Raw genomic sequence first — 26,156 nt, 5'->3', positions numbered from 1 at the left:
CACCCCACGCCGCAACGAGTTAGTTGCAAGTTCTACGGACATGGACGCGCCCCGGTTTCAAGCCGTAACGTGCATTTCGCGCCGGATGCGGGGCAGGACCGCAACCATCAACCGAGAGACCACGACGGAGAGAACCCGGTCCGCGACAGCGGTACCGGCTGGGCGCAATAAGGGGCGCGGTGCTGGGGGACGACGCGGAGCTGACCGCCGCGGTGCTTGCCGCACAGTACGGGGACGAGACCGCGTTCCGGACTGTGTACCGAGCCGTGCATCCACGGCTCCTGGGGTATGTGCGGACGCTGGTCGGTGACCCGGACGCCGAGGACGTGACGTCCGAGGCCTGGCTGCAGATCGCCCGGGACCTGGAACGGTTCAGCGGGGACGCCGACCGCTTCCGCGGCTGGGCGGCCCGGATAGCCCGCAACCGCGCGCTCGACCACATACGGATGCGCGGCCGGCGCCCCGCGATAGGCGGCGACGAGAACGAGCTGACCGGCAGGGCGGCCGAGTCCGACACCGCGGGTGAGGCCATCGAGGCGCTCGCCACGGGCCGCACCCTCTCCCTCATCGCCCAGCTCCCGCAGGACCAGGCGGAAGCCGTCGTGCTGCGTGTCGTCGTCGGCCTCGACGCCAAGACCGCCGCGGACACCCTCGGCAAACGGCCCGGCGCCGTCCGCACGGCGGCGCACCGCGGACTGAAACGCCTCGCGGAACTGCTCGGCGCGGACCCGGAGGCGGCTGCTCCGGAATCGGTGGGCTCCCTCAGCTCGGTACCCCAGCAGAGACCCCCGCACACGGAGTCCCGTACCCGTGCGGTGACGTCGGCCGGTGTGACGCATACGCCTTCGCGTACGCAGAAGGACATGTGATGGCCGACGAGCGCTGTGTCTTCCCGGGGGACGATCCCAGGCCCTCCGGCCGGTGGCTGGACCGCGACGCGGCGGAACGGCTGCTGCGCGGAGAACCGCTCGAAGCCGTCGACGCCGACATCCGCGCCCAGGCCGACCGCCTCGCCGAGGCACTCGACGAACTGGGTGCGCTGGGCAGGCCGGGCGCCACGGGCGCGTCGGGAGCCGAGTCCGCGCCGACCGGTGGTGAACGCGGCTCCGACCGCGATGCCGACCTCAGTGCCCACCTCGATGTCGACCACAATGCCGACCGCGGTGCCGAACTCCCTGGTGAGGAAGCCGTGATGGCCGCCTTCCGCTCGGCGCGTTCCGGCAGGAGCGAGGAGTCGGCCCTCGCCGGCCCCTCCCGTACGCGTTCCGCGGCGCCCTTCCCCTCCCCGGCGCCCTCCTCGTCCCTGGGGGCTTCCCTGGACGCGGGCCTCGTCCGGCTGGGCCGCTTCACCCCGGACCAACGCGCCCGCTCCCCGTGGGGCCGCCCCGTGCGCTACGGCCTCGCCGCCGCGCTGGCCGCCGGGATGATCGGCGGGGTCGCGGTGGCCGCCACCGCCGGTGTCCTGGCCTTCGGCGGTGGCGAGCCGGAACCGGGCGCCTCCGCGACGGCCGCCGTCACTCCGGACCGCCCGCTCCGCACGCCGTCCCCCGGGGCGACCCGTCGCGGCGGCGACGACCCGCGGCCCGAGGGCAGCTCCGGCGCACCGACCGGCGAGAGTTCCGCACCGAGCGGCGGGGCACCCGAGGGTACGGGTACGGGCGCGCAGCCCGACGCGGACGACACCGGGCCTGAGAACCGGCAACGGCAGCGGTGGGCCAGGATCGCCTCGGCCTGCCGTGACGTCCGTGACGGCAAGGACCTCGATGCCGGCCGCAGGCGCACCCTGGAGGACGCGGCCCGGGGCTCCGAGCAGGTGCAGAAGTACTGCAGGGGCATCCTGAAGAACTGGAACCGCCGTGACTCCGACGATTGGGGCGACCCCGGTTCCGGGCACTCCGGTGCCGGCAACGGAGACAAGGGCGACAACGGCAAGGGCGGCAACGGCGACGACCGCGGCGGCGATGGCAACGGCGGCAACGGCGGCAGTGGTGACAACGGTGGCGCTGGTGGCGGGAGCGGCCGCGGCGGTGACGACCGCGGGCACGTAGGCGCGGGTACCTTCCGGGGCGACGAGGGCGCGGCGGCCCCGACCCCGGGGATCAGCGCCCTCGCGGAACCGGCCCGCAGCTTCTGACCTGCACCGCCGCCGTCGACCCGCACCGCCGTCTCCGGCCCGCGTTTTCGCCCGGTCCGCCCGCGTGCGCTGGCCCGGTGTGACGTTTTCAGCCGTCCCGACGCAGTACTAAGCGAGCCGACTGGTCATCGGCTGGCGCACGAGCCGGGGTTCCCCCCGTACTCACGGCTCAGTGCACAAAAGGCGCGGGCGGGACACGTTCCCCCGGTCCCGCCCGCGCCCGCACACCTTCTCCGCCGCACGGCCGTCACCAGTAGACGACGACCTTGTCGCCGTCCCTCACCTGCGAGAACACCGTCGCGATCTTGCTCTCGTCCCGTACGTTCACACAGCCGTGCGAGCCGCCGTAGTAGCCCGTCCCCGCGAAGTCCGCGGAGTAGTGGACCGCCTGGCCGCCGCTGAAGAACATCGCGTACGGCATGGGTGAGTCGTAGAGCGTCGACACATGATGGCGCGACTTGAAGTAGACGTTGAAGACACCTTCCCGGGTGGGCGTGTACTCCGTGCCGAAGCGCACCGCCATCGTCGAGACCGTCCGGCCGTCGATCATCCAGCGCAGGGTGCGGCTGGTCTTGCTGATGCACAGCACCCGGCCCGTCAGACAGCGCGGGTCCGGCTTCGCGGCCGGCTGGCCGCCCGACGCGTACAGGTCCCACTTGCCCGGCTCGTCGGTCATCCCCAGCAGTCGCTGCCAGGTCACCGAGTCCGTGGTACCGGTCCTCGGCAGGCCGCGCTTGCCCTGGAAACCCTTGACCGCGTAGACCGTCGAGGCGTCGTACGTCCCCGTCGGCCCCTCGTAGAGCCACAGCACCTGTCGCAGCCGGGCCTGCAACTCCCGTACGCCGCCGCCCCGGTCGCCCGGCGACCACAGGACCTTCGGCGCGGGCTGCCCGGCGGAATCCGGCGGCTTGGCGTCGCCCGGCGAACGGCCGGCCGGTGGCGACGCACCGGCGGACGACGGCGCACCGGTGGACGGCGAACCGGCCGGTGAGGCGCCCGGCGGGCCCGCGGGCTGGATGGTGCACCCGCTCACCACGGCGAGCACCGCCAGCGCCGTCGCCGCTCCGACTGATCTCCACACACCTGATGTACGCATTTGAACCCCCCGCCGCTCATCGATCCGGTCACCGATCGCCATCGATGTGCCGTGGTGACCTCCGAGCGGCTGTCTCATCCGCGGAACCCCATCGTGCGGTGTCCTACCCGGATGCGACACTGCCTCTCATGCTTGGCGTAACCGATCTCCCCACCTATCTCGTGGGTCTCGTACTGATTGTGCTGTTGCCGGGGCCCAACTCGCTCTACGTGCTGTCCGTCGCCGCGCGGCGGGGGATCAGGACCGGGTATCAGGCCTCCGCCGGTGTCTGGTGCGGTGACGCCGTGCTGATGACGCTGTCCGCGGCCGGTGTCGCGTCCCTGCTGCAGGCCAACGCCCTGCTGTTCGGGATCGTGAAGTACGCGGGCGCCGGGTATCTGACCTGGCTGGCGTTCGGGATGCTGCGGGCCGCGTGGCAGATGTGGCGGACGCGGCGGGAGCGGGACGAGGCCGCGGAGGCCGCTGTGCCCGCCGTCGAGGAGCGACCCTTCCGGCGGGCGCTCGTCATCAGCCTGTTCAACCCGAAGGCGATCCTGTTCTTCGTGGCCTTTTTCGTCCAGTTCGTCGATCCCGGTTACGCGTATCCGGCCCTCTCGTTCGTCGTGCTAGGCGTCTTCGCCCAGATCGCGAGCTTCCTCTACCTCAGCGCGCTGATATTCGGCGGGACGAAGCTGGCGGCGGCCTTCCGGCGGCGCAGGCGGCTCTCCGCGGGGGCCACCTCCGCCGCCGGCGCGCTCTTCCTGGGCTTCGCCGTGAAGCTGTCGCTCGCCAGTTCCGTCTGAGTTCCCGTCCGGGTTCCGTCCAGGGCAGGGCTCAGGCGACGCCCACGCGCGCCGCGTACTCCGCCAGTCCCCGCGCCGATCCGATCGACCCGGCCGAGCCGATCGACCCGTCCGACTCGCCCGCCCAGCCCACGTAACCGTCGGGCCTGACGAGGAACACCCCGGTTCCGTACGCCTCGTAGGCCGGGAAGCGGACCGTGCGGGTGCCGGGTAGCTCCGGCACCTCCGTGTCCGTGCCGACCGTGAGCAGCGTCCAGTGCGGGCCGCGGAAGGCGTCGAAGAGGCGGATCCCGGCCCGGTTTCCGTCCGGTGCGCGGTCGCCCGCCCGGAGGGCCTCCTCGGGCAGGTCCGCACGGGTTTCCACCGCCAGCGCGGAGCCCCGGTAGCCGAGGCCGAGCTGCTGGGTGGCCGCGCCGCGCCGTACCTCGCCGCGGTGGACGCCGGTGGACAGGCCCAGCATCTGCGCGGCGATCGGCATCCGCTCCTCCTCGTACGAGTCGAGGAGGGCCGCCGGAGCGGCTCCCCGCAGCACGGCCGCGAGCTTCCAGGCGAGGTTGTAGACGTCCTGGACGCTGGTGTTGAGGCCCTGGCCGCCCGCGGGCGAGTGGACATGGGCCGCGTCGCCCGCCAGGAAGACCCGCCCGTCCCGGAACCGGTCCGCCATCGCGGCCCGCGGCCGGAAGTCGGAGGCCCAGCGGACCTCGGTCACGTCGTCCGCCGACAGGTGCGTGCGTGTGGCGACCAGCTTGCGGATGCCGTCGAGGGACAGGTCCGGCTCGGTGGACGGGTCCGAGAAGCCGGCCGCCAGCTGGAAGTCCTCGGTGTGGGGAAGCGGGCAGATCCCCAGGAAGTCGCCCCCGAGACCACCACCACCCTTGCGGCCCTTGCCACCTTTGTCACCCTTGTCACTCTTGTTGCCCTTGTCGCCCTCGCCGTCAGCGGGCCCGGTGGGCCCGGTCGGCGGGAAGAAGTGCCAGTTGTCGCGGTCGAGGCCGCTCACGCGGATGTCCGCGACCACTGCGGGAGCCGGGTCCACCGTCTCGCCGGTCATCCCGATGCCCAGCGCGCGCCGCACTGCCGACCGGCCGCCGTCCGCGGCGACGGCATAGCGGGCGCGCACCGGCGGGCCGGACGCGAAGTCCGCCGTCACCCCGTCGGCGTCCTGGACGAGGCCCACCAGCTCCCGGCCGAAGGCGACACCGCCGCCCAGCTCGACCAGGCGCGCGTACAGGATCTCCTGCGTCCTCCACTGCGGGACCATCAGCGCGAAGCCCGCGTACGGGTCGGCCTCCGTCGCCTCGACCTCGTCGAACATCCGGTGCTCACCCTGCCGCCGCCCGTCCTTCCAGACCATTCCGACGGGGTACGTGCCGCCGCCGGCCCGGAGCGCGTCCAGCACGCCGAGGTCGTCGAAGACCTCCTGCGTGCGCGGCTGGATCCCCTTGCCCCGTGAGCCGGGGAAGAGGGCGTCGGCCCGCTCCACGACGAGGGCGCGGACGCCGTGCCGGGCGAGGTCGAGCGCGAGGGCGAGTCCGGTGGGCCCGGCGCCCACGATCAGGACGTCGGTCTCGGCGGGTGTGGCGGTGCTGTCCCCAGGGTTCACGGCAGCCATCTCCTTAACGTCGTTAAGTTCCTTGTGGGTCGAGAATGCACTTAACGGCGTTAAGCTGTCAAGGAGGGGCCTCCGGATAGGGTGCGACCGTGGCTGTAGGGAAGATCGACCGAGCGCTGGTGGCCGACACGGCGTTGCGTCTGCTGAACGAGGTCGGCCTGAACGGCCTCAGCCTCCGCGTCATCGCCAAGGAGCTGGACGTCAAGGCGCCCGCCCTCTACTGGCACTTCAAGGACAAACAGGCGCTGCTGGACGAGATGGCGACGGAGATGTACCGGCGGATGATCGCCGGTACCCCGATCCCGCCGGACACGGACTGGCGCGAGCGGCTCCTGACGGCCAACCGCGGTCTGCGCGCCGCGCTGCTGAGCTATCGCGACGGGGCCAAGGTCTTCAGCGGCTCGCGCTTCACCGGCACCGTGCACGCCGCCCAGATGGAGGAGAACCTGCGCGCCCTCGTGGACGCCGGGTTCACCCTCCGGCAGGCGGTACGCGCCTTCACCACCGCGTACCTGTACACGCTGGGCTTCGTCACCGAGGAGCAGGGCGTGTATCCCCTGCCGGGGGAGCGCCGCGAGGGGTACGACATGGACGCGCGCGCCGAGCGGCTCGCCGACCACCCCCTGTCGGCGGCCGCGGGTGCGGTGATCTTCGAGGGGTACGACGAGGGCTTCGAGGAAGGGCTCGCGCTACTGCTGGCCGGGATCGAGGCCGGCCGCGGAACCGGCTGAGCCGAACGCCGGCCGGAGCCGGATACCGGCTGAGCGGGACGTCCGGTCCGACCTGGAAACCGGCTGAGCCGGACGCCCGGCCCGGGGCCTGACGTCCGGCCCGGGCCGGTACGGGTTCAGCGTGGTTTCGACAGGGCCGAGCGCAGCCGCGGGGTCAGCCGGTCCTCGACGAAGCGGTTCAGCAGCCAGGCCAGGATCAGCATCGTCACGACCGTCAGCAGCGCCGTCGCGTACGACGGGATGCCCAGGCTCTGGTGGTAGGCCTTGATGGCGACCCAGCCCAGGTGCTCGTGGACCAGGTAGAAGGGGTACGTCAGCGCCCCGGCCACCGTCAGCCACGGCCAGTTCGCCCGGTTCAGCCAGCCCAGCGCGACCGCGGCGACCGCCACGAAGCCCAGGGTGACGACGAGGATGATCCCGGTCGAGCTGCGGTTGGAGAAGAACTGCGGGTCGGGCGCGTGCCACAGCCTCGCCACCGCGTAGTGCTGGCCGATCAGCCAGCTCACCAGCACGATGCCCCAGGCGTACGCGTCACGCCGGTCGCGGTGCACGAGATAGAGGCCGACACCGCCGATGAAGAACGGCGCGTACTCGGGCATCAGGATCAGGTCGAGCAGCGGCTCCCGCGCCTCCTGGGCGATGGCCGCGGCGAGGGTCCAGCCCGCGCAGAACAGGATCACGCGCTGCCGGGTCGCGCCGGGCAGGACCACACAGAGCGCGAACAGCGCGTAGAAGCGGACCTCGGCCCAGAGCGTCCAGCAGACGCCGAGCACCCGGTCGGCGCCCAGCGGTTGCTGCATGAGCGTCAGGTTCACCAGCGCGTCGCTGGGCGAGACGGCGTGGTACGCGACCACGGGCAGCGCGAAGACGGCCGTGACGATGACGATCGCCGCCCAGTACGCCGGCATCAGCCGCGAGACCCGCGAGGCGAAGAACGAGCGCAGGCTCCGTCCCCAGCCGCTCATGCAGATCACGAAGCCGCTGATCACGAAGAAGATCTGCACACCAAGGCAGCCGTACGCGAACCAGGTGTGCAGGGTGGGGAACTGGAGCTGCGGCGAGGTGCCCCAGGCCCCGGTCACCTCGCCGTCCCGGCCGCCGTAGTGGTACGCGGCGACCATCAGCGCGGCGATCAGCCGAAGCCCGTCCAGCGCGCGCAGGCGCGGGGCGTGCTTCTTGGGAACTATCCGGGGAGGGACAGGCGCGCTGTCACCCGTCTCCACGGAGGCGCCCGCTCCGGGAGCGGAGTCCGCCCCCGGGGAGGACGTCAGGGCGGGCGACGATTCCACGGTGCTCATCCGAGTGTGGCCCTCTTCAGGGATCGGGCGCGCTTGGCCACACGCCGTACGGTCGCATTGCGCGGGATGAAGGCGAGCTGCGCCGGTACCGCGCCGGGCAGTCCCAGCGAGGTGAGGCGCCGGCGCTTGAAGTAGCGCCAGGTGTGGTCGTTCAGCCGCCGTGTCAGATACTGCTCGGCGCCCGCCCGGGTGTCCGGGTAGATCTTGGGCTGCATGGCGAAGCCCACGGCCCGTACCAGCTCGGACAGTTCGTCGGCGGTCATGCCCTGGCGCTGTTCGGTGACCGCCGTGCGGTCCGTCAGCTCCGGGAGCAGCGCGTCCACGATCGTGACGGGGATGCGGTTGCTGTTCTCGTACGGGGTGAGGCGTTCGAGGAGCGGCTCGGTGCCGATGCGGGCGACCGGGAGGCCGTACAGCGCGGAGGCGGTGAGCAGGGCGGTGGAGAAGCAGCCCACGACGAGCGCGGGACGCATCCGCTGGTAGAGCACCTCGGCTAGGACCGGGGTGTCGAGCACCGTGAGGTCGGCGCCGATCCGCTCGGCCTCCTTCTCCAGGGCGCGCGACCAGCGGGCCGGTGCGCTCGGGTGCGGCTTGAACACCAGCCGCTCGTGCCCGAGTTCGACGGCGCCCTTGAGCATCCGTACGTGCAGGTCCTCCTCCTCCTCGGCGGTGAGGATGCCGAGGGCGGAGAGGTACTGGCCGAGCAGCAGGGCCGGTTCGTCGATGGCGGGCAACTCGTCGCCCGTCTTGACGAGTTCGGTCAGGACGTCGGTGAAGACCGCGGTCGGCACGATCTCCGGTCCGACACCGAACTCCGTGAGCAGCAGCGGGGTGAGCCCCGGCACCAGGTCGAGGTGGAGGAGCCGGTCGATGCGGGTGCCGACCAGCGGGTCGATCTTGTTGCGGGTCGGGCCGTAGCTCATCAGGCCGTCGGCGTAGACGGTGACGGGGGCGCCCATGAAGATCTGGGTGAGGCCCAGCGCGGGGTGCACCTGGATCGACTCGACGATCAGTTCGACGTCGTCGTCGCCGAGCCCCCAGGCGAGCCGCAGATGGCGCTCCCACAGCGGTACGTCGTCGAGCCGCGGGGCCCAGCCGCCGGGGTGGAACGGGGAGATGGTCTCGTTCCACGACAGCACGTCGTCGAAGCGGCCGCGCAACTGCGTGAAACCGGGCATCTCGTCGACGCCGGGTGTCGTCTCGGGTGTCGCCGAGTTGTTGGAGACCAGCAGGATGCGCCGGTCGGCGGGGCGGAAGCAGTCGGCGTCGACGGCCGCGGCGAGCGTCGCCGTGCCGTACAGCGTCGACGCCATGAAGATCTGGGTGGTCACGCGGACACCCCCGCGGCGGCGGGCCGGCGACGCAGCCGACGCAGTCGCGTCGCGCGCTGTATGTCCATGGAGTCGAGGGCGTCATCGAGGACGTCCTGCGGCATACGCCGCAATGCGACGGCACTCATCGACTTCAGTTTTCGTGCCACTGGCGGCTCGAACCTTTCGATGGATCCCAGGTGATGGGAAATAATCGCACAGTAGGTCCGCACGGCCTTCGGCAGGAGTTTATCCGCGTCCCGGTCCTGTGCCGTCTCGCTTATCACCTGGTCGAACGCGCGAATGAAATCGAGCTGCCGTACGTCACCGATCTGCGTCAGCGACGAGGCGACACCGCGCCGGTAGAACACCCCGAGCAGGCCCACCGTGGCGAACGACTCCGCCTCCCGGTGCAGCTTCCAGATCCACGGCCGGTCCTCGGCCGTGCGCAGCCCGTCGGTGAAGTGCAGCAGGCCCCGGTCGGCCAGTCTGCGGTGGTAGATGCCGGCCCACGCGTACGCGTAGTCGACGGAGGTGGAGCGGTCGGCGGGCAGGATCGCCTCGCGCGGATCGAGGACGACACCGCGCCTGCCGTACGGCACACGGTGGATGGTGCGGGCCCGCGCGGTGCACTGGACATGGTCCGTGCGCACGAAGTCGCAGCCCAACCCCTCGATGGAGGCGAGCAGTTGCTCGTAATAGCCGGGGGCGAGCCAGTCGTCCCCGTCGAGGAACGTGAGGTACTCGCCACGTGCCGCGTCGATGCCGGTGTTGCGCGCGGTGGCCAGTCCTCCGTTCTGCTCGTGTCTGACATGCACCGCGCCCGGGAGCTCGCGCTCCGCGCGCGCGAGGATGTCCGGCGTCTCGTCGCGGGAGCAGTCGTCGACGAGAATGAACTCGAAGTCGTCGCGTGCGTTGGCACGCAGACTCTTCAGGGTGTCGGGCGCATATTGCTGCACGTTGTAGAACGGCACGATGACGGAGAGCTTGACCACTCACGTGACGTTAGGCGGCGGCCCGTCATTCGTCTTGACCGCCGGTGAGATGTCAGGTGAACGACACGTGGCGGAATGGTGAACCGGGCCTTATTGCGTCCCGATCCGGGCCCGCGTCGCCATTCGGCGGTGTGCTGTTAACCCTTTGTTGTATTCCGGTTGGGCCGGGGATCGGAATCGCTTCCTAGCGTCTTCGGTGTGCCAGCAAGTACCACGAAGTCCCTGCGAGTAGCCGTCCTCGCCGATTCCGATACCCGGTGGAAATGGGGCGCGCTCACCGCGAACCGTATCGCACCGGCCGATTCGGACATCAGGCTCGACGGCTACCTCCTGCGGGGCCGTGCGACCCCCACCGCCCGTCAGCTCGAAGAGGTCGGCGTGCGCGCCGACTCCCTGCGGGAGGTCACCTCCGTCGAGTTCCTCCGGGAGATGGCCAGGGAGGAGGCCGCGTACGACGTCCTCGTCCTGTCCCTCGTCGGGGGCGGCGTCCAGGCGATGCTGCACGGGCTCTCCCACCAGTGGCGGGAGCGCGCGGCGACGGGCAGCACCAAGCGGCCCGTGGTCGTCACCGGCTATGTCGGCGTCGTCTACGAGAAGCTCGCCGACGGACTGCTCCTGCGGCACGGCGCGGACCTCGTCCTCGCCAACTCCCGCCAGGACGCGGACCGTTTCACCGCCGTGTACGAGGGGGTGGGCGCCGACGCCTCCTCGGTGACCGAGGTCGCCCTGCCGTTCCTCGGCGGTGCCCCGTACGAGAAGCACGACCCGTACACGGTCGTCTTCGCCGCGCAGCCCTCCGTACCGGAGAGCCGCAAGGACCGTACGTACCTGCTGAACCGGCTCGTCCAGCACGCCAGGCTGCACCCGGACCGCGAGGTCCTGCTGAAGCTGCGGTCCAAGCCGGGCGAGCACACCACGCACATCGAGGAACAGCCCTACCAGCGCCTCGCGGAGCGGATCCCGGGCGGCCTGCCCGCCAACTTCCGCCTCGTGTACGGGCACATGGGCGAGGTCCTCGACCGTACGGACCTGCTGGTCACCGTCAGTTCCACGGCGGCCCTCGAATCCCTGCACCGCCGGATCCCCACCGTCGTCCTCACCGACCTCGGGGTGCGCGAGTCGCTCGGCAACCACCACTTCGTGGGCTCCGGCTGCCTCGCCTCCTGGGACCAGCTGGACGGCGGGCACATCCCGACGCCCGACGAACGGTGGGTCGCCCGGCAGGGCGTGAGCGCCGACGGCTCGTACGAGACGGCCTTCGACGCGGCCCGCGAGCGGATCGCCGGCCTGCTCGGCGGCGGCACGCTGCCCGACCTCGCCCCCTACTACACGCCCGTCACCGCGCCCGGCTACCTGCCCGGCATCCTCGCCCGCCACCACCTCGCGCCGGACGGCAGTCCGCTGCCCGGCGCGCCCGACGCCGACCGGGAGCCGGGGGCCGTGCGGCAGATCGTGCGGCGCGCCGCACGCGGCGCGTACCGGCACGGGGTGCAGCGGGTGGCCCCGGTCATCCGGCGGATGGGGGAGCTGTGACGTCCCGCTCCGCGGCGGAGGCCGCTGTGAACCCGCGGATTCGGCGTGGCCGGGCGCCCAGGTCCCCGCGCCCCTGCGGGAGCGCCGTACGGCGGGCCCCTTCCACGCGACTGTCGACCAAGGAGTACAGCCAATGACCAACTCGGAAGCGGGGCGCGTGAAGCCGGTGGCCCGTGTGCTCGCGGTGATTCCCGCTCGGGGCGGCTCCAAGGGCGTCCCCGCCAAGAACCTGCTGCCCGTCGGCGGGGTGCCGCTGGTCGCCCGGGCGGTGCGCGAATGCCGTGCGGCCCGGCTGGTGACGGACGTCGTGGTCTCCACCGACGACCAGGCGATCGCCTCCGCCGCCCGTCAGGCCGGCGCCGAGGTCGTGCTGCGGCCCGCCGCCATCGCCGGCGACACCGCCACCTCCGAGGCGGCCGTCCTGCACGCCATGGACGCCCACGAGGCCCTGCACGGCTCCGCCGTCGACGCCGTACTCCTCGTGCAGTGCACCAGCCCCTTCATCATCCGCGAGGACATCGACGGAGTGGCCGGCGCGGTCGTGGAGAACGGCGCGGACACCGCGCTGACCGTCGCCCCCTTCCACGGGTTCATCTGGCGCGACGCCGACGACGACCCGGCCGCGGTCGACACCGAGCTGACCCGGACCGTCGGTGGCGGCACGACCGTCGCCAACACCACCGCCACCGACGGCGGTTACGGCGTCAACCACGACAAGTCGTTCCGCCCGCGCAGGCAGGACCGCCCCCAGGACCTCCTGGAGACCGGCGCCGCCTACGCCATGAACGCGGCCGGACTGCGCGAGCACAAGCACCGCTTCTTCGGGCGGACCGAACTCGTGCGCACCGACCCCGCGCGGGTCCTGGAGATCGACGACCCGCACGACCTCGCCCGCGCCCGGGCCCTCGCGCCGCTCTTCGACGCGAACCGGCCCGGCACCCTCCCGACCGCCGACGACATCGACGCGGTCGTCCTCGACTTCGACGGCACCCAGACCGACGACAGGGTGCTGATCGACTCCGACGGAAAGGAGTTCGTCTCCGTGCACCGCGGCGACGGACTCGGTATCGCGGCCCTCCGCAGGAGCGGCCTCACGATGCTGATCCTTTCCACGGAACAGAACCCGGTCGTCGCCGCCCGCGCACGGAAGCTCAAGATCCCCGTGCTGCACGGCATCGACCGGAAAGACCTCGCACTGAAGCAGTGGTGCGAGGAACAGGGCATCGCGCCCGAGCGCGTGCTCTACGTCGGCAACGACGTCAACGACCTCCCGTGCTTCGCCCTGGTCGGCTGGCCCGTGGCGGTCGCGAGCGCCCACGACGTCGTACGCGGCGCCGCACGCGCGGTCACCACCGTCCCCGGTGGCGACGGCGCGATCCGAGAGATCGCCAGCTGGATCCTCGGCCCCTCTCTCGACTCCCTCGACAAGTAAGGAACGTCTCCACCATGAGCTCCAACTCCCGTCTGCGTACCTTCGGTTCCAAGACCGCCGGCCCCGGCCACCCCGTCTATGTCGTCGGCGAGATCGGCATCAACCACAACGGCGAGCTCGAGAACGCCTTCAAGCTGATCGACGCGGCCGCCGAGGCCGGCTGCGACGCCGTGAAGTTCCAGAAGCGCACCCCGGAGATCTGCACCCCGCGCGACCAGTGGGACATCGAGCGCGACACCCCCTGGGGCCGCATGACCTACATCGACTACCGCCACCGCGTGGAGTTCGGCGAGGACGAGTACCGCCAGATCGACGAGTACGCCAAGTCGAAGAACATCGACTGGTTCGCCTCCCCGTGGGACACCGAGGCCGTCGCCTTCCTGGAGAAGTTCGACGTCCCGGCCCACAAGGTCGCCTCCGCCTCCCTGACCGACGACGAGCTGCTGCGCGCCCTGCGCGCCACCGGCCGCACGGTCATCCTCTCCACCGGCATGTCGACCCCGAAGCAGATCCGCCACGCGGTCGAGGTCCTCGGCAGCGACAACATCCTGATGTGCCACGCCACGTCGACCTACCCGGCGCAGGCCGAGGAGCTCAACCTCCGCGTCATCAACACCCTCCAGGCCGAGTACCCGAACGTCCCGATCGGCTACTCCGGTCACGAGACGGGCCTGCAGACCACGCTCGCCGCGGTCGCCCTCGGCGCCACCTTCGTCGAGCGCCACATCACCCTCGACCGCGCGATGTGGGGCTCCGACCAGGCCGCCTCCGTCGAGCCGCAGGGCCTGACCCGCCTGGTGCGCGACATCCGCACCATCGAGGCCTCCCTCGGCGACGGCGTCAAGAAGGTCTACGAGTCCGAGCTGGGCCCGATGAAGAAGCTGCGCCGCGTCTCGGGTGTCGTCGCCGAGGCCGAGATCGCCGCCGCCGCGGGCGAGCCCGTCGCGGTCTGATCCACTCCCCACCCCTTCGGCACTCCCACCCTTCCGATTCCAGGGAAGCGACGGTCGTACGTCGATGAGTCCCCGCGCCGGGTCCACCGGCCCCCAGTCACCCGCCACGCTGGCTTTCGTGGAAAGCCCGGTGCAGCTCCTGAACGTCCTGGAGTGGGCGCACGCGCACGCCCTGAAGGCGGCGGCCCTCAGGAGCACCGGCGAGACCTCCGGACCCCCGGGTCCGGAACTGGGAGCCGGTCGGCCCGGCGGAACCGGCAGGTTCGGCCGGTCCGGCAGGCCCGGCGGATCGGGCGGGTCCGGCAGGTCCGGTGACGCCAGGCCGGGAGAGGCCGGTACCGGCCTCACCCTCGTGGTCCTGTCGCCCACCGACCCGATGACCCGCGGGCAGCTCCGGCGCATGGCCGACCTGGCCAGGGACGAGGGGTACGACGTGCGCTGGGAGGAGGCGAGGGGCGGCACGACCGCGCCCTTCCACACGGTCGGCGGACTCGCGCCGCTGCTGCGGCGCGCCCGGCGCATCGTGATGGGCGACCCCTTCTCGCGGTACGTGCAGCTGCTGCTGACCATCACCCGCGCCCGCGACCTCGTCGTCGTGGACGACGGGACCGCGACCATGGAGTTCGTCTCCCAGCTGGCGCGCGGTGAACGGCTGGTGCGCTGGCACCGGCGCGGCGGGCGCCCAGGGGCCCGGGACCTGGTCTTCGCACCGGTCTCGGCCCGGGCCCGCCGCCGGCTCACCCCCGGCGCCGGACGCCGGGTGGAGATCTTCTCCTCCATGCCGATCGACGAGACGCCCGAGGGCGTCGACGTCTCGGCCAACGACTTCGCGTGGACCCGGGCGCGCTTCGGCCCGCCCCGCATCACCAAGGGCGCCGACCTGGTCGGCACGTCCCTGGTGGAGACGGGTGTGGTGGACCCCGACCGCTATCTCGAGGCGGTGAAGGGGCTGGCCGGCACCTACGGGGCCACCCGCTACTTCGCCCACCGCAGGGAGAGCCCCGAGAAGCTGCACCGCCTCGCCGTCGAGACCGGCCTGGAGATCGTCCGCCCGGACCTCCCGCTGGAGCTGATCGCCCGCCGTGGACCCATCGGCCGCACGATCCTCAGCTTCCCCTCCACGGTCGTCCACACCCTGCCGCTCGCACTGGCCGGCACGGACGTCAAGGTCGCCGTCTTCGACATCGACCCGGCCTGGCTCACGGAGAACGCCTCGCCCCGGGCCCAGGGCTTCCTCTCCGGCGTCACGGACACGGCACGCGACGTCCACCGCCTGTCGACGATCACGGCCACCTGAGGGACCATAGGGGCCTGAGAGGCCCGAGTGATCTGAGGGGCCGGAAGCCGGGCCCCGCCGCGGGACTGTCCGGCAGGTGAACGGAACCGTTCCCCTGTACGTATGCGTGGTATGCGTAGAGAGCCTGTTTCCGGGGACCCGGGAATGGGCGTCGCCGCTCGGAGGTTTTCCCACAAGGAAGGCCGGATCCGGATCCGCCTGGGCAGGCGTGGGAGCCGCAGGTCCAAAAAGCCGGGCGAGTGTACCCAAGCCAGTCCATCTGTATGCGCCACGCGGCTAGATTTCCTGCCCCGAACGCGTTGAAGTTTTGTTGATCGCAGGGCAGTTGGTCGTCGCGTCGCCCTACCCTTCAGAGGGTGAACCAACTGATGTCGCAAGAGTCCGAGGCCGATTCGTCCGGGAAAGCGTCCACCGGGGAAGCGTTGTCCGAGGGGGCAGCGCTCCCCGGCGCGCTGCCCGAGCACCTACGCGCCGAACTCGTCGCGTTCCGACGTGACTTGCACATGCACCCGGAGCTGGGGAACCAGGAGTTCCGCACCACCGCCGCGATCAAGGAGCGGCTGGAACGGGCCGGTCTGCGGCCCCGCGTGCTCGACACGGGAACCGGGCTCATCTGTGACATCGGCGTACCGGACCCCGCGCTTCCGATGCTCGCCCTGCGCGCGGACATCGACGGCCTGCCCATCCCGGACATGAAGACCCGGAGCCCTTACCGCTCGACCGTGCCCGACCGGGCCCACGCCTGCGGCCACGACGTGCACACGACCGTCGTACTGGGCGCCGCCCTCGTCCTCGCCGACCTGCACGAGCGGGGCCTCCTCGACCGGGCCGTACGCCTGATCTTCCAGCCCGCCGAGGAGGTGCTGCCCGGCGGCGCCCCCGATGTCATCAAGAACGGCGGCCTCGACGGTGTCGGCCGCATCGTCGCCGTCCACTGCGACCCGCGCGTCGACGCCGGGCGCATCGGCCTGCGGTACGGGCCCATCACCTCCGCCTGCGACCGGGTCGAGGTCGCGCTGGACGGACCCGGCGGGCACACCGCCCGGCCCCACCTCACCACCGACCTCGTCACCGCCGCCGCCCGGGTCGCCGTCGACGTGCCGGCCGTGGTCGCCCGCCGGGTCGACGCCCGCTCCGGACTCTCCCTGACCTGGGGACGCATCGAGTCGGGACATGCCTGCAACGTGATCCCGCAGCACGCCGAACTCTCCGGGACCGTACGGTGCCTGGACCTCGCCGCCTGGCACGCCGCCCCCGACCTGGTGCACGCCGCGATCGACGAGGTCGCCACGCTCCACCGGGCGAAGTCCGAGATCAGCTACGTACGCGGGGTACCGCCGGTCGTCAACGAGCCGGGCGCCACCGATCTGCTGCGCGCGGCGATGACCGCCCGGCTCGGGGCGAACGCCGTGGAGGACACCGAGCAGAGCCTGGGCGGGGAGGACTTCTCCTGGTACCTGGAGCACGTGCCCGGCGCCATGGCCCGGCTCGGGGTGCGCACGCCGGGGGAGCGGACCGTGCGGGACCTCCACCAGGGGGACTTCGACGCCGACGAGTCGGCCATCACGGTGGGCGTCGAGCTCTTCACGGCGGCCGCCCTGCTGCAGGCGCGCGGCTGACGCGGTGACGCCGGGCAACGGGTGAATCACGGGCGAAGGGGTGCCCTGTTCGGTATCCCTTCGTCCCCTTGTGTCACTCGTACGTAACCGGCGGCGGGCGTTCGTAACCGGCCGTCGGCACGAATCGATAACGGCAGTGATGAACCCCGTTCCCCTCCCCTTCTACGCGCGTTACTGTGCGCCGCAGTCAGCGTCGGCAACGGCGCCGTTGGGGAATGTAAGGGGTGCTCTCTCATGCGTCGGATATCTCGGATCTCTCGGAGAACAAGGCTTTCTCAAGCCGCTGTCGCCGTCGCGGTCGTGGTCGTGGCGGCCGCCGGCTGCGGTGAGACCAGCAACGAGTCGTCGGGCGGCGACACCGAGTCCGGCTCCGGGTCCGGCTACAAGGGCAAGGGCATCGGGCTCGCCTACGACATCGGCGGCCGGGGCGACCAGTCCTTCAACGACGCCGCCTACGCCGGGTTCGAGAAGGCCCGGAAGGAATTCAAGATCGGCGGCAACGACATCGAGCCGAGCGACGGCGAGTCGGACGCCGACAAGGTGCAGCGGCTGACCCAGATGGCGAAGGCCGGCTACAACCCCATCGTCGGCGTCGGCTACATCTACGCCCCGGCGGTCAAGGAGGTCGCCGCCAAGTACCCGAAGATCACCTTCGCCGTCATCGACGACGCCCAGGTGCAGGCGAAGAACGTGGCCGACATGGTGTTCGCCGAGGAGCAGGCCTCCTACCTGGCCGGTGTCGCCGCGGCCAAGGCCAGCAAGAAGAAGCACGTCGGCTTCATCGGCGGGGTGGACATCCCGCTCATCCACAAGTTTGAGGACGGCTTCGTCCAGGGTGTCGAGTCGGTCGACAAGAAGATCAAGATCGAGAAGCGGTACCTGACCGAGAAGCCCGAGGACGGCGGGTTCTCCAACCCGAGCATGGGCAAGGAGGCCGCCAGCGGGCAGGTCGAGGCCGGCGCCGACGTGATCTACCACGCGGCCGGTCTGTCCGGCCAGGGCGTCATCCAGGAGGCCGCGGCGCAGAAGGTCTGGGCGATCGGGGTGGACTCGGACCAGTACAAGCAGAAGGCCCTCGCCGCGTCCAAGGAGTGGATCCTCGGCTCCGCGCTCAAGGACGTCGGCGGCGCGGTCTACGAGGTGACCAAGTCCGTCGTGGACGGAAAGCCGCTGTCCGGTGAGCACCGGGGCGACCTGAAGTCGGGCGGAGTGGGCTTCGCGGACTCGAACCCGAAGTACAAGGAGATGACGGAGGTCGTGGACGCGGTGGAGAAGGCGAAGTCGGACATAGTCGCGGGCACGGTAACGGTCAAGACCGACTGAGCCCACTCCTGCCGACGGGGCCACGTTTGTGGCTGCGGGCCGGCGAGGGCTGGCCGCGCCGTTCCCCGCGCCCCTCAGGGGGACTGGTGGGGGTGCGTTCGTGGCTGCGGGCGGTGGGGGTGGGCCGCGCAGTTCCCCGCGCCCCTTTGGGGCGCTGGGGGTGGCCGTGCGCTACCGGGTGCGGGTGTTCAAGGGGCACGGGAACGACGCCGCCCGCCTCACCGCGGTCTTTCAGGGGCGCGGGGAACGGCGCGGCCAGCCCCGGTGGACCCGCACCCGTCGACGTACCGCCCTCTTTGGGGGCGTGGGGAGCGGCCCGCCCGGCCGCCGGCCGACGACGCGCCGCGGGCGGTCTTTCCAGGGGCGCGGGGAACGGCGCGGCCAGCCCCCGCCGGCTCGCACTCGTCGACGCGCCGCAGTCTTTGAGGGGCGCGGGGAACTGCGCAGCCAGCCAGCCAGCCACCCACCGCCCGCACCCGACCACGTGCCGGCAGGTGCGTTTCAGGGGCGCGGGGAACCGCGCGGCTCACCCCCGCCGCCCCGCGCCCGGCGACACACCCGTCACAACTCCCGCGAGTACCCCCCAGTAGCGCCCCCACATACCTGCGTCGCAGGTCGTACGCCCCTTGCCTCCCGCAAGGGGCGTTCGACGTTCCGTAGTCTGTACGGCATCTGTGGCCACAGCTCGATAACGGACCGGACAGAAGGGGTTTTCCGTCTGGTCTACGCGCGTTACGCTGCGGCGGAACCAGCGCCTGGTATGGGCGCTTGCACAAAGGAGTCACGTTCCATGCGCCGGGTGTCCCGAATCGCTGTCGCGGGCGTTGCGACCGCTACCCTCACCGCCGCCCTCGCTGCTTGCGGCGGCACGTCCAACGACGCCGCTGACAGCGGCGACGGTAAGAGCAAGGGCATCGCCCTCGCGTACGACGTCGGCGGCAAGGGCGACCAGTCCTTCAACGACGCCGCGACCCGCGGAATGGAGAAGGCCGCCTCGGAGTTCAAGTACGGCTCCAAGGCCGTCGAGCCCACCGACGGCGAGTCGGACGCCGACAAGGTGCAGCGCCTGCAGACGCTGGCCAAGGCCGGCTACAACCCGGTGATCGGCGTGGGCTACGCCTACGCGCCGGCCGTCGCCGAGGTCGCCGACAAGTTCCCGAAGACCACCTTCGGGATCGTCGACGACGAGACGATCGACAAGAAGAACGTCGCCGACATGGTCTTCCACGAGGAGCAGTCCTCGTACCTCGCGGGCGTCACGGCGGCCCTCACCACCAAGTCCAAGACCGTCGGCTTCGTCGGCGGCGTGGACATCCCGCTGATCCACAAGTTCGAGGCGGGCTACAAGCAGGGTGTCGCGGACACCAACCCGAAGGTCAAGGTCGTCTCGCAGTTCCTGACCGAGAAGGCCGAGGACGGCGGGTTCGCCAGCCCCGACAAGGGCAAGACCGCCGCCGAGGGCCAGATCGAGGACGGCGCCGACGTGGTCTACCACGCCGCGGGCCTGTCCGGTCAGGGTGTCATCGAGGCTGCCTCCGCCGCCAAGGTGTGGGCGATCGGCGTCGACTCCGACCAGTACAGCCAGGACGCCCTCAAGGCGTACAAGCAGTACATCCTCACGTCGGCCACCAAGGACGTCGAGGGCGCGGTCTACAACCTCGCCAAGTCGGTCCAGGACGGCAAGCCCGAGACGGGTGTCGTGCGCGCCTCCCTCAAGACCGGCGGCGTGGGCCTCGCGGACTCGAACCCCGACTTCAAGGGCAACGCCAAGCTCCAGGCGGCCCTGGAGAAGGCCACCACGGGCATCAACGACGGCACCATCAAGGTCAAGACCTCGTAGTGACCCCTCGGCGGAACCGTTCACCGGAACCGCTCGCGGGAACCATGGTCAATCGGGCGCTGTAATGGCAGCGTTACGGTCGCGAAAACGGGGTGTGGGAAGGATGGTCTTCTCGCGCCCCGTTCGCGCGGCGGATGATCCGGGTCTGTCTGGGAGGCGGCTGAAAGCCTGTATGGCCTGCATATGCCCGGAACATCCGACTCCGCAGTAGTAGTTGAAGCAGGGGCGCTACGCGCGTAGATGGCCCCTTTTCCAAGGAGTACGCCATCGACGCGTCCAGCAGCCCTCCGCTCGCCGCACAGTCAACGTCACCGTCGACCGTGTCGGTCGAACTGGCGGGAATCACCAAGCGTTTCCCCGGTGTCGTCGCCAACCACGACATCCACCTGTCCGTCGGCAAGGGCACAGTGCACGCCCTCGTCGGCGAGAACGGGGCCGGCAAGTCCACCCTGATGAAGATCCTCTACGGCATGCAGAAGCCGGACGAGGGCACCATCGCGGTCGACGGCGAACAGGTGACCTTCGCCAGCCCCGCCGACGCCATCGCGCGCGGCATCGGCATGGTCCACCAGCACTTCATGCTGGCCGACTACCTCACCGTCCTGGAGAACGTCGTCCTCGGCAGCGAGAAGCTGTACGGCATCGGCAACGGCGCCCGCGAGAAGATCAAGGAGATCTCCGCGCGGTACGGCCTCGGGGTCCGCCCGGACGCCCTCGTCGAGGACCTCGGGGTCGCCGACCGCCAGCGCGTGGAGATCCTCAAGGTCCTCTACCGCGGCGCCCGCATCCTGATCCTCGACGAGCCCACCGCCGTCCTCGTGCCGCAGGAGGTCGACGCGCTCTTCGACAACCTCCGCGAGCTCAAGGCGGAGGGCCTGTCCGTCATCTTCATCTCCCACAAACTGGGCGAGGTCCTGTCGGTCGCCGACGAGATCACCGTCATCCGCCGCGGCACCACGGTCGGCACGGCCGTCCCCGCCGAGACCACCTCCCGGCAGCTCGCCGAGATGATGGTCGGCAGCGAACTGCCCACCCCCGAGACCGCCGAGTCGACGGTCACCGACAAGCCCGTCATCCAGGTCGAGGGCCTGACCGTGTACGCGGCGGGCGGCGCCTCGCTCGGCGAGACCGGCACCGTCGGTGACACCCCGGCCGCCGGATCCCTCGCGCTCGACGCGGCCGGCGGCGACGCCAAGCGCGTCCTGGACGACGTCACCTTCACCATCCACGCCGGCGAGGTCATGGGCATCGCGGGCGTCGAGGGCAACGGCCAGACCGAACTGGTCGACGCCCTCATCGGCCTCAAGAACGCCGACTCGGGCGCCATCCGCTTCATCGGCGAGGAGATCACCTCCTGGCCCACCCGCAGGCGCCGCGAACAGGGCGTCGGCTACATCCCCGAGGACCGCCACCGCCACGGCCTGCTCCTCGAAGCGCCGCTGTGGGAGAACCGCATCCTCGGCCATGTCACCGAGAAGCCCAACTCCAAGGGCAAGGGCAGGTGGCTCGACATCAAGGGCGCCCAGGCCGACACCCGCCGCATCGTCGAGGAGTACGACGTCCGGACGCCCGGCATCGACGTCACGGCGGCCTCCCTGTCCGGCGGCAACCAGCAGAAGCTGATCGTCGGCCGCGAGATGAGCCACAAGCCGCGCTTTCTGATCGCCGCCCACCCCACCCGCGGTGTGGACGTCGGCGCGCAGGCCGCGATCTGGGACCAGATCCGCGAGGCCCGCCGTGAGGGCCTGGCGGTCCTGCTGATCTCCGCGGACCTGGACGAGCTGATCGGCCTCTCGGACACCCTCCGGGTGATCTACAACGGCCGGCTCGTCGCGGACGCCGACCCGGCGACCATCACCCCGGAGGAGCTGGGCTCGGCCATGACGGGCGCCGCCTCCGGTCACCTGGAGCACGTCGAGCACGAAGAGCAGTCAAGCCAGGTAGCGGAAGCCGCAGAGGCAGCCCCGGAGGACGAGGCCCGATGAAGAAGTTCGACAAGGAGCGCGTGCTCCTCGCGGTGGCCGGACCGGTCATCGCGCTCGTGGCGGCCGTGGTGCTGACCTCGTTCGTGCTGCTCGCCTCGGGCAAGAGCCCGATCGAGCCGTACACCCTGATGTTCGAGCAGGCCGGTTTCGCCGACGTCCAGGTCCTGATCATCAACCAGGCGGGCGTCTACTACCTCGCCGCCCTCGCGGTCGCCGTCGGCTTCCGGATGAACCTCTTCAACATCGGCGTCGACGGCCAGTACCGCCTCGCCGCCATGATGACCGCGGTGGTCGGCGCGCACGTCTCACTGCCCGCCGCCCTGCAGATCCCGTTCCTGATGCTGATCGCCGTGCTCACCGGCGCCTTCTGGGCCGGTATCGCCGGTGTCCTCAAGGTGACCCGCGGAGTGAGCGAGGTCGTCGCGACGATCATGCTCAACGCCATCGCCACCAGCCTCATCGGCTACCTCACCCTCACCGAGGTCTGGGGCCAGCCGCTCGGCAACAACCAGACCACCGGCGTGATGAAGGAGTCCGGCTGGTTCCCCGGCTTCGACATGGGCGACGCGGGCGAGATCTACGGCTTCACCCTGATCGCCGTCCTCGCCGGCATCCTGTACTGGCTGGTCCTCAACCGCACCCGCTTCGGCTTCGACCTGCGCGCCACCGGCGCCTCCGAGACCGCGGCCGCCGCCTCCGGCGTGGACGCCAAGCGCATGGTCCTCACCGCGATGCTGATCTCCGGCGGCATGGCGGGCCTCGCGGGCCTGCCGATCCTCCTCGGCGACGCCCACACCTACAGCCTGTCCTTCCCGACGGGCCTCGGCTTCACCGGCATCACCATCGCGCTGCTCGGCCGCAACAACCCGGTCGGCATCGCCTTCGCCGCCCTGCTGGTGGCCTTCCTCGACAAGGCCTCGCCCGCTCTCGACTACGCGACCCCGGTGGCGTACGACAAGGAGATCGCGGTGATCATGCAGGGTCTCATCGTGATCGCGGTCGTCGTCTCCTACGAGGCCGTACGCGTCTGGGGCCTGCGCCGCCAGCAGCGTCGCGTCGGCGCCGAACTGGCCGCCGCTGCCGCCAACGACAACTCCAAGAAGGAGGTGGCTGCCCGATGAGCACCGCAACCGTCGCCAAGCCGCAGGCGCCCAAGCCCGCCCGGGGCCGCCGCCGTATCTCGCTCCCGGTCCTGCTCCTGCTCATCGCGGGCCTGCTGGTCCTGGTCTCCGCCGTCCGCCTCATCACCGACGCGAACGGCATCACCTCCACCGGCCAGATGTCCACCGCCCTGCGCCTGGCCGTACCGATCGGCCTCGCCGGCCTCGGCGGTCTGTGGGCCGAGCGCGCGGGCGTCGTCAACATCGGCCTCGAAGGCATGATGGTCCTCGGCACCTGGTTCGGTGCCTGGGCCGGCTTCCAGTGGGGCCCGTGGACCGGTGTCGCGTTCGGCATCATCGGCGGCGCCCTCGGCGGCCTGCTGCACGCGATCGTCACCGTCACCTTCAACGTCAACCACATCGTCTCCGGTGTGGCCATCAACATCCTGGCGCTCGGCGCCACCCGCTACCTCTCCACCTTCGCCTTCGAGGGCGAGGAGGGCGGTACGTCGAAGCAGTCGCCGCCCGTCGACTCGCTCGGCACCTTCGACATCCCAGGGCTCTCGGACTGGCTGCAGACCCTCAACGGCAAACACTGGTTCCTGGTCTCCGACCTCGCCGGTCTCGTCGGCGGCCTCTTCACCGACCTGTCGCCGCTCACCGTGATCGCCGTCCTGCTCGTCCCGGCCACCTGGTGGGTGCTGTGGCGCACCTCCTTCGGGCTGCGGCTGCGCTCCTGCGGCGAGAACCCGGTGGCCGCCGAATCCCTCGGCGTCAACGTCTACAAGTACAAGTACCTGGCCGTCGTCATCTCCGGCGGGTTCGCCGGCCTCGGCGGCGCCTTCCTCTCCCTGGTCGCCTCCAACATCTACCTGGAGGGCCAGACCGGTGGGCGTGGCTACATCGGCCTCGCCGCGATGATCTTCGGCAACTGGATGCCGGGCGGACTCGCGCTCGGCGCCGGCCTGTTCGGCTACACCGACAGCCTCAAGCTCCGCGGCGGCGGCACCAATGTCCACGCGCTGCTGCTCCTGCTGGCCCTGCTGCTGGTCATCGGCGCCGCGTACTTCGTATGGAAGAAGCGGTACGTCCACGCGGCGGTCACCACGCTCATCGGCGTCCTGGTCTTCCTCTGGTACACCACCACCAACGAGGTCCCGAACCAGGTCGTCACCGCGACCCCGTACGTCGTCACGCTGCTGGTCCTCGCGCTCTCCGCGCAGCGCCTGCGGATGCCGAAGGCGGACGGTATGCCGTACCGCCGAGGGCAGGGCAAGTGACGACGGCCGAGACCGCTCCCGCGCCCGTCGACTGGGAGGCCCTGCGGGAGGTGGCGCGCGAGGCGATGTCCCGCGCGTACGCCCCCTACTCGGGCTACCCGGTCGGGGTCGCGGCCCTGGTCGACGACGGCCGGGTGATCTCCGGCTGCAACGTGGAGAACGCCTCGTACGGACTCGGTCTGTGCGCGGAGTGCGGGCTGGTCTCGCAGCTCCAGAACACCGGGGGAGGCCGGCTCACGCACTTCACGTGCGTGGACGGCCGCGGCGAGATCCTCGTCCCGTGCGGCCGCTGCCGCCAGCTCCTGTACGAGTTCGGCGGCCCCGACCTCGTCCTGGAGACCCCGGCCGGTCTCCTGCCGCTCTCCGAGATGCTGCCGCAGGCCTTCGGGCCGGACCACCTCACCAAGTAATCCAAGGGCGGCCCCCGGAGAACTCCGGGGGCCGCCGCACTACTGATCGCCGCACTACCGAAGGGACGCCATGAGCGCGTTGTCGATGGACGCCATCTCCGTGATCCGCACCAAGCGGGACCGCGGCGAGCTCAGTGACGGGCAGATCGACTGGGTCATCGACGCGTACACGCGCGGCGACGTGGCCGACTACCAGATGGCCGCCCTCAACATGGCGATCCTGCTCAACGGCATGAACCGCCGGGAGATCTCCACCTGGACCGCGGCGATGATCGCCTCCGGCGAGCGCATGGACTTCTCGTCCCTGTCCCGCCCGACCGCCGACAAGCACTCGACGGGCGGCGTCGGCGACAAGATCACGCTCCCGCTGGCCCCGCTCGTGGCGGCCTGCGGCGCGGCCGTCCCGCAGCTGTCCGGCCGGGGCCTCGGCCACACCGGCGGCACCCTCGACAAGCTGGAGTCGATCCCCGGCTGGCGCGCCGCGCTCTCGAACGACGAGATGCTCTCCGTCCTGGACTCGGTCGGCGCGGTGATCTGCGCGGCGGGCGACGGCCTGGCCCCCGCGGACAAGAAGCTCTACGCGCTGCGGGACGTGACCGGCACGGTCGAGGCGATCCCGCTGATCGCCTCCTCGATCATGTCGAAGAAGATCGCGGAGGGCACGGGCTCGCTCGTCCTGGACGTGAAGGTCGGCTCCGGCGCCTTCATGAAGACGATCGAGGACGCCCGCGAACTGGCCTCCACGATGGTCGGCCTCGGCACGGACCACGGCGTACGGACCGTCGCCCTCCTCACCGACATGTCCACCCCGCTCGGCCTGACCGCGGGCAACGCCCTGGAGGTGCGCGAGTCCGTCGAGGTACTGGCGGGCGGCGGCCCCTCCGACGTCGTCGAACTCACCCTCGCGCTGGCCCGCGAGATGCTGGACGCGGCGGGCATCAAGGACGCCGACCCGGCGAAGGCGCTGGCCGACGGCTCGGCGATGGACGCGTGGCGCCGCATGATCGCGGCCCAGGGCGGCGACCCGGACGCCCCGCTCCCCACCTCCCGCGAACAGCACGTCGTCAAGGCCTCGGCCTCCGGCGTCCTGACCCGCCTGGACGCGTACGGCATCGGCGTCGCCGCCTGGCGCCTGGGCGCGGGCCGCGCCCGCAAGGAGGACCCGGTGCAGGCCGCCGCGGGCATCGAACTCCACGCCAAGCCGGGCGACACGGTGACCGAGGGCCAGCCCCTCCTCACCCTCCACACGGACACCCCCGACCGCTTCGAGTACGCACTGGAGTCGGTGGCGGGCTCGTACGACGTGGCCGCCACCGGGACGGCGTTCACGGCGGCACCGGTGGTACTGGAACGCATCGCCTGACCTGCGACCTCGTCCTACGGGTGAACGGGACCGGCGGACGCCCGCCGGTCCCCTCCGCCAGGC

21 protein-coding genes are annotated in these 26,156 nt (G+C 71.0%); 16 read left to right on the top strand and 5 right to left on the bottom strand.

Annotated features, from left to right (window positions below; translation table 11 throughout):
* Positions 1-179: 179 nt before the first annotated feature.
* Entirely contained in the window at positions 180-869 is a 690-nt protein-coding gene (locus IE278_RS06145) for an RNA polymerase sigma factor (RefSeq protein WP_189769549.1), read from the top strand.
* A complete protein-coding gene (locus IE278_RS06140) occupies positions 869-2,134 on the top strand; it encodes a hypothetical protein (RefSeq protein WP_189769548.1) in 1,266 nt (421 codons plus the stop codon). Before IE278_RS06145 ends, IE278_RS06140 begins: the two co-directional genes overlap by 1 nt.
* A gap of 247 nt (positions 2,135-2,381) precedes the next feature.
* Here the strand turns inward: IE278_RS06140 and IE278_RS06135 are convergent, their stop codons facing one another.
* Positions 2,382-3,230 carry a L,D-transpeptidase family protein gene (locus IE278_RS06135; protein ID WP_189769547.1) on the bottom strand — a complete coding sequence of 283 codons (849 nt, stop codon included), beginning with the start codon at positions 3,228-3,230 and terminating at the stop codon, positions 2,382-2,384.
* Positions 3,231-3,358: 128 nt separating this feature from the next.
* Between IE278_RS06135 and leuE the strand changes: the two genes are divergently transcribed.
* A complete protein-coding gene (leuE, locus tag IE278_RS06130) occupies positions 3,359-4,012 on the top strand; it encodes a leucine efflux protein LeuE (protein ID WP_189769546.1) in 654 nt (217 codons plus the stop codon).
* Between the two features lie 31 nt (positions 4,013-4,043).
* Here the strand turns inward: leuE and IE278_RS06125 are convergent, their stop codons facing one another.
* A complete protein-coding gene (locus IE278_RS06125) occupies positions 4,044-5,624 on the bottom strand; it encodes an FAD-dependent monooxygenase (RefSeq protein WP_189769545.1) in 1,581 nt (526 codons plus the stop codon).
* A gap of 89 nt (positions 5,625-5,713) precedes the next feature.
* Here IE278_RS06125 and IE278_RS06120 point away from each other — a divergent pair, with 89 nt between their 5' ends.
* On the top strand, positions 5,714-6,355 hold the full coding sequence (locus tag IE278_RS06120) for a TetR/AcrR family transcriptional regulator (RefSeq protein ID WP_189769544.1): 642 nt from the start codon (positions 5,714-5,716) through the stop codon (positions 6,353-6,355).
* A 116-nt stretch (positions 6,356-6,471) separates the two neighbouring features.
* Here IE278_RS06120 and IE278_RS06115 read toward each other — a convergent pair whose 3' ends face one another.
* Genes IE278_RS06115 through IE278_RS06105 form a run of 3 tightly spaced genes read right to left on the bottom strand, consistent with a single transcriptional unit; the run spans position 6,472 to position 9,958 of the window.
* The gene (locus IE278_RS06115) at positions 6,472-7,653 is read right to left on the bottom strand and encodes an acyltransferase family protein (RefSeq protein WP_189769542.1); all 1,182 of its coding nucleotides are present in this window, start codon (positions 7,651-7,653) and stop codon (positions 6,472-6,474) included.
* Positions 7,650-8,984, bottom strand: a complete 1,335-nt coding sequence (locus tag IE278_RS06110) for an alpha-2,8-polysialyltransferase family protein (RefSeq protein WP_189769540.1) — start codon at positions 8,982-8,984, stop codon at positions 7,650-7,652. The genes IE278_RS06115 and IE278_RS06110 overlap by 4 nt, the downstream gene beginning before the upstream one ends.
* Entirely contained in the window at positions 8,981-9,958 is a 978-nt protein-coding gene (locus IE278_RS06105) for a glycosyltransferase family 2 protein (RefSeq protein WP_189769538.1), read from the bottom strand. Before IE278_RS06105 ends, IE278_RS06110 begins: the two co-directional genes overlap by 4 nt.
* Before the next feature lie 198 nt (positions 9,959-10,156).
* Here IE278_RS06105 and IE278_RS06100 point away from each other — a divergent pair, with 198 nt between their 5' ends.
* From IE278_RS06100 to IE278_RS06045, 12 genes are all read left to right on the top strand, one after another.
* The gene (locus tag IE278_RS06100) at positions 10,157-11,491 is read left to right on the top strand and encodes a DUF6716 putative glycosyltransferase (RefSeq protein ID WP_189769536.1); all 1,335 of its coding nucleotides are present in this window, start codon (positions 10,157-10,159) and stop codon (positions 11,489-11,491) included.
* Between the two features lie 133 nt (positions 11,492-11,624).
* Positions 11,625-12,923, top strand: a complete 1,299-nt coding sequence (locus tag IE278_RS06095) for an N-acylneuraminate cytidylyltransferase (protein ID WP_189769535.1) — start codon at positions 11,625-11,627, stop codon at positions 12,921-12,923.
* 14 nt (positions 12,924-12,937) lie between these two features.
* Positions 12,938-13,876, top strand: coding sequence for an N-acetylneuraminate synthase family protein (locus tag IE278_RS06090; protein WP_189769534.1), 939 nt, complete (start codon positions 12,938-12,940; stop codon positions 13,874-13,876).
* Positions 13,877-13,940: 64 nt separating this feature from the next.
* The gene (locus IE278_RS06085; protein WP_189769533.1) at positions 13,941-15,173 is read left to right on the top strand and encodes a hypothetical protein; all 1,233 of its coding nucleotides are present in this window, start codon (positions 13,941-13,943) and stop codon (positions 15,171-15,173) included.
* A gap of 368 nt (positions 15,174-15,541) precedes the next feature.
* Positions 15,542-16,792, top strand: a complete 1,251-nt coding sequence (locus IE278_RS06080) for an amidohydrolase (RefSeq protein WP_189769532.1) — start codon at positions 15,542-15,544, stop codon at positions 16,790-16,792.
* A 234-nt stretch (positions 16,793-17,026) separates the two neighbouring features.
* On the top strand, positions 17,027-18,115 hold the full coding sequence (locus IE278_RS06075) for a BMP family lipoprotein (RefSeq protein ID WP_189769531.1): 1,089 nt from the start codon (positions 17,027-17,029) through the stop codon (positions 18,113-18,115).
* Positions 18,116-18,905: 790 nt separating this feature from the next.
* On the top strand, positions 18,906-19,955 hold the full coding sequence (locus IE278_RS06070; protein ID WP_189769530.1) for a BMP family lipoprotein: 1,050 nt from the start codon (positions 18,906-18,908) through the stop codon (positions 19,953-19,955).
* Positions 19,956-20,221: 266 nt separating this feature from the next.
* Positions 20,222-21,940: an ABC transporter ATP-binding protein gene (locus tag IE278_RS06065; protein ID WP_308434878.1), complete on the top strand. Its 1,719-nt coding sequence runs from the start codon at positions 20,222-20,224 to the stop codon at positions 21,938-21,940.
* Positions 21,937-23,061 carry an ABC transporter permease gene (locus tag IE278_RS06060; protein WP_189769525.1) on the top strand — a complete coding sequence of 375 codons (1,125 nt, stop codon included), beginning with the start codon at positions 21,937-21,939 and terminating at the stop codon, positions 23,059-23,061. The genes IE278_RS06065 and IE278_RS06060 overlap by 4 nt, the downstream gene beginning before the upstream one ends.
* Positions 23,058-24,320 carry an ABC transporter permease gene (locus tag IE278_RS06055; protein ID WP_189769523.1) on the top strand — a complete coding sequence of 421 codons (1,263 nt, stop codon included), beginning with the start codon at positions 23,058-23,060 and terminating at the stop codon, positions 24,318-24,320. Before IE278_RS06060 ends, IE278_RS06055 begins: the two co-directional genes overlap by 4 nt.
* The gene (locus tag IE278_RS06050; protein ID WP_189769521.1) at positions 24,317-24,730 is read left to right on the top strand and encodes a cytidine deaminase; all 414 of its coding nucleotides are present in this window, start codon (positions 24,317-24,319) and stop codon (positions 24,728-24,730) included. Before IE278_RS06055 ends, IE278_RS06050 begins: the two co-directional genes overlap by 4 nt.
* A gap of 85 nt (positions 24,731-24,815) precedes the next feature.
* Positions 24,816-26,093: a thymidine phosphorylase gene (locus IE278_RS06045; protein WP_189769858.1), complete on the top strand. Its 1,278-nt coding sequence runs from the start codon at positions 24,816-24,818 to the stop codon at positions 26,091-26,093.
* The last annotated feature ends 63 nt before the right edge of the window (positions 26,094-26,156 follow it).

The organism is Streptomyces tauricus (assembly GCF_014650955.1).
Taxonomy (GTDB): domain Bacteria; phylum Actinomycetota; class Actinomycetes; order Streptomycetales; family Streptomycetaceae; genus Streptomyces; species Streptomyces tauricus.
Note: the sequence above shows the minus strand (reverse complement) of the source record. Positions and strands in the feature narration are given on the sequence as shown.

Excerpts from the sequence above, each read along its gene's own strand:
- IE278_RS06085 (WP_189769533.1), top strand. The coding sequence starts at position 13,941 with ATGAGTCCCCGCGCCGGGTCCACCGGCCCCCAGTCACCCGCCACGCTG.
- IE278_RS06095 (WP_189769535.1), top strand. The coding sequence starts at position 11,625 with ATGACCAACTCGGAAGCGGGGCGCGTGAAGCCGGTGGCCCGTGTGCTC.
- leuE (WP_189769546.1), top strand. The coding sequence starts at position 3,359 with ATGCTTGGCGTAACCGATCTCCCCACCTATCTCGTGGGTCTCGTACTG.
- IE278_RS06090 (WP_189769534.1), top strand. The coding sequence starts at position 12,938 with ATGAGCTCCAACTCCCGTCTGCGTACCTTCGGTTCCAAGACCGCCGGC.
- IE278_RS06080 (WP_189769532.1), top strand. The coding sequence starts at position 15,542 with ATGTCGCAAGAGTCCGAGGCCGATTCGTCCGGGAAAGCGTCCACCGGG.
- IE278_RS06135 (WP_189769547.1), bottom strand. The coding sequence starts at position 3,230 with ATGCGTACATCAGGTGTGTGGAGATCAGTCGGAGCGGCGACGGCGCTG.
- IE278_RS06055 (WP_189769523.1), top strand. The coding sequence starts at position 23,058 with ATGAGCACCGCAACCGTCGCCAAGCCGCAGGCGCCCAAGCCCGCCCGG.
- IE278_RS06115 (WP_189769542.1), bottom strand. The coding sequence starts at position 7,653 with ATGAGCACCGTGGAATCGTCGCCCGCCCTGACGTCCTCCCCGGGGGCG.
- IE278_RS06140 (WP_189769548.1), top strand. The coding sequence starts at position 869 with ATGGCCGACGAGCGCTGTGTCTTCCCGGGGGACGATCCCAGGCCCTCC.
- IE278_RS06045 (WP_189769858.1), top strand. The coding sequence starts at position 24,816 with ATGGACGCCATCTCCGTGATCCGCACCAAGCGGGACCGCGGCGAGCTC.
- IE278_RS06125 (WP_189769545.1), bottom strand. The coding sequence starts at position 5,624 with ATGGCTGCCGTGAACCCTGGGGACAGCACCGCCACACCCGCCGAGACC.
- IE278_RS06060 (WP_189769525.1), top strand. The coding sequence starts at position 21,937 with ATGAAGAAGTTCGACAAGGAGCGCGTGCTCCTCGCGGTGGCCGGACCG.
- IE278_RS06070 (WP_189769530.1), top strand. The coding sequence starts at position 18,906 with ATGCGCCGGGTGTCCCGAATCGCTGTCGCGGGCGTTGCGACCGCTACC.
- IE278_RS06075 (WP_189769531.1), top strand. The coding sequence starts at position 17,027 with ATGCGTCGGATATCTCGGATCTCTCGGAGAACAAGGCTTTCTCAAGCC.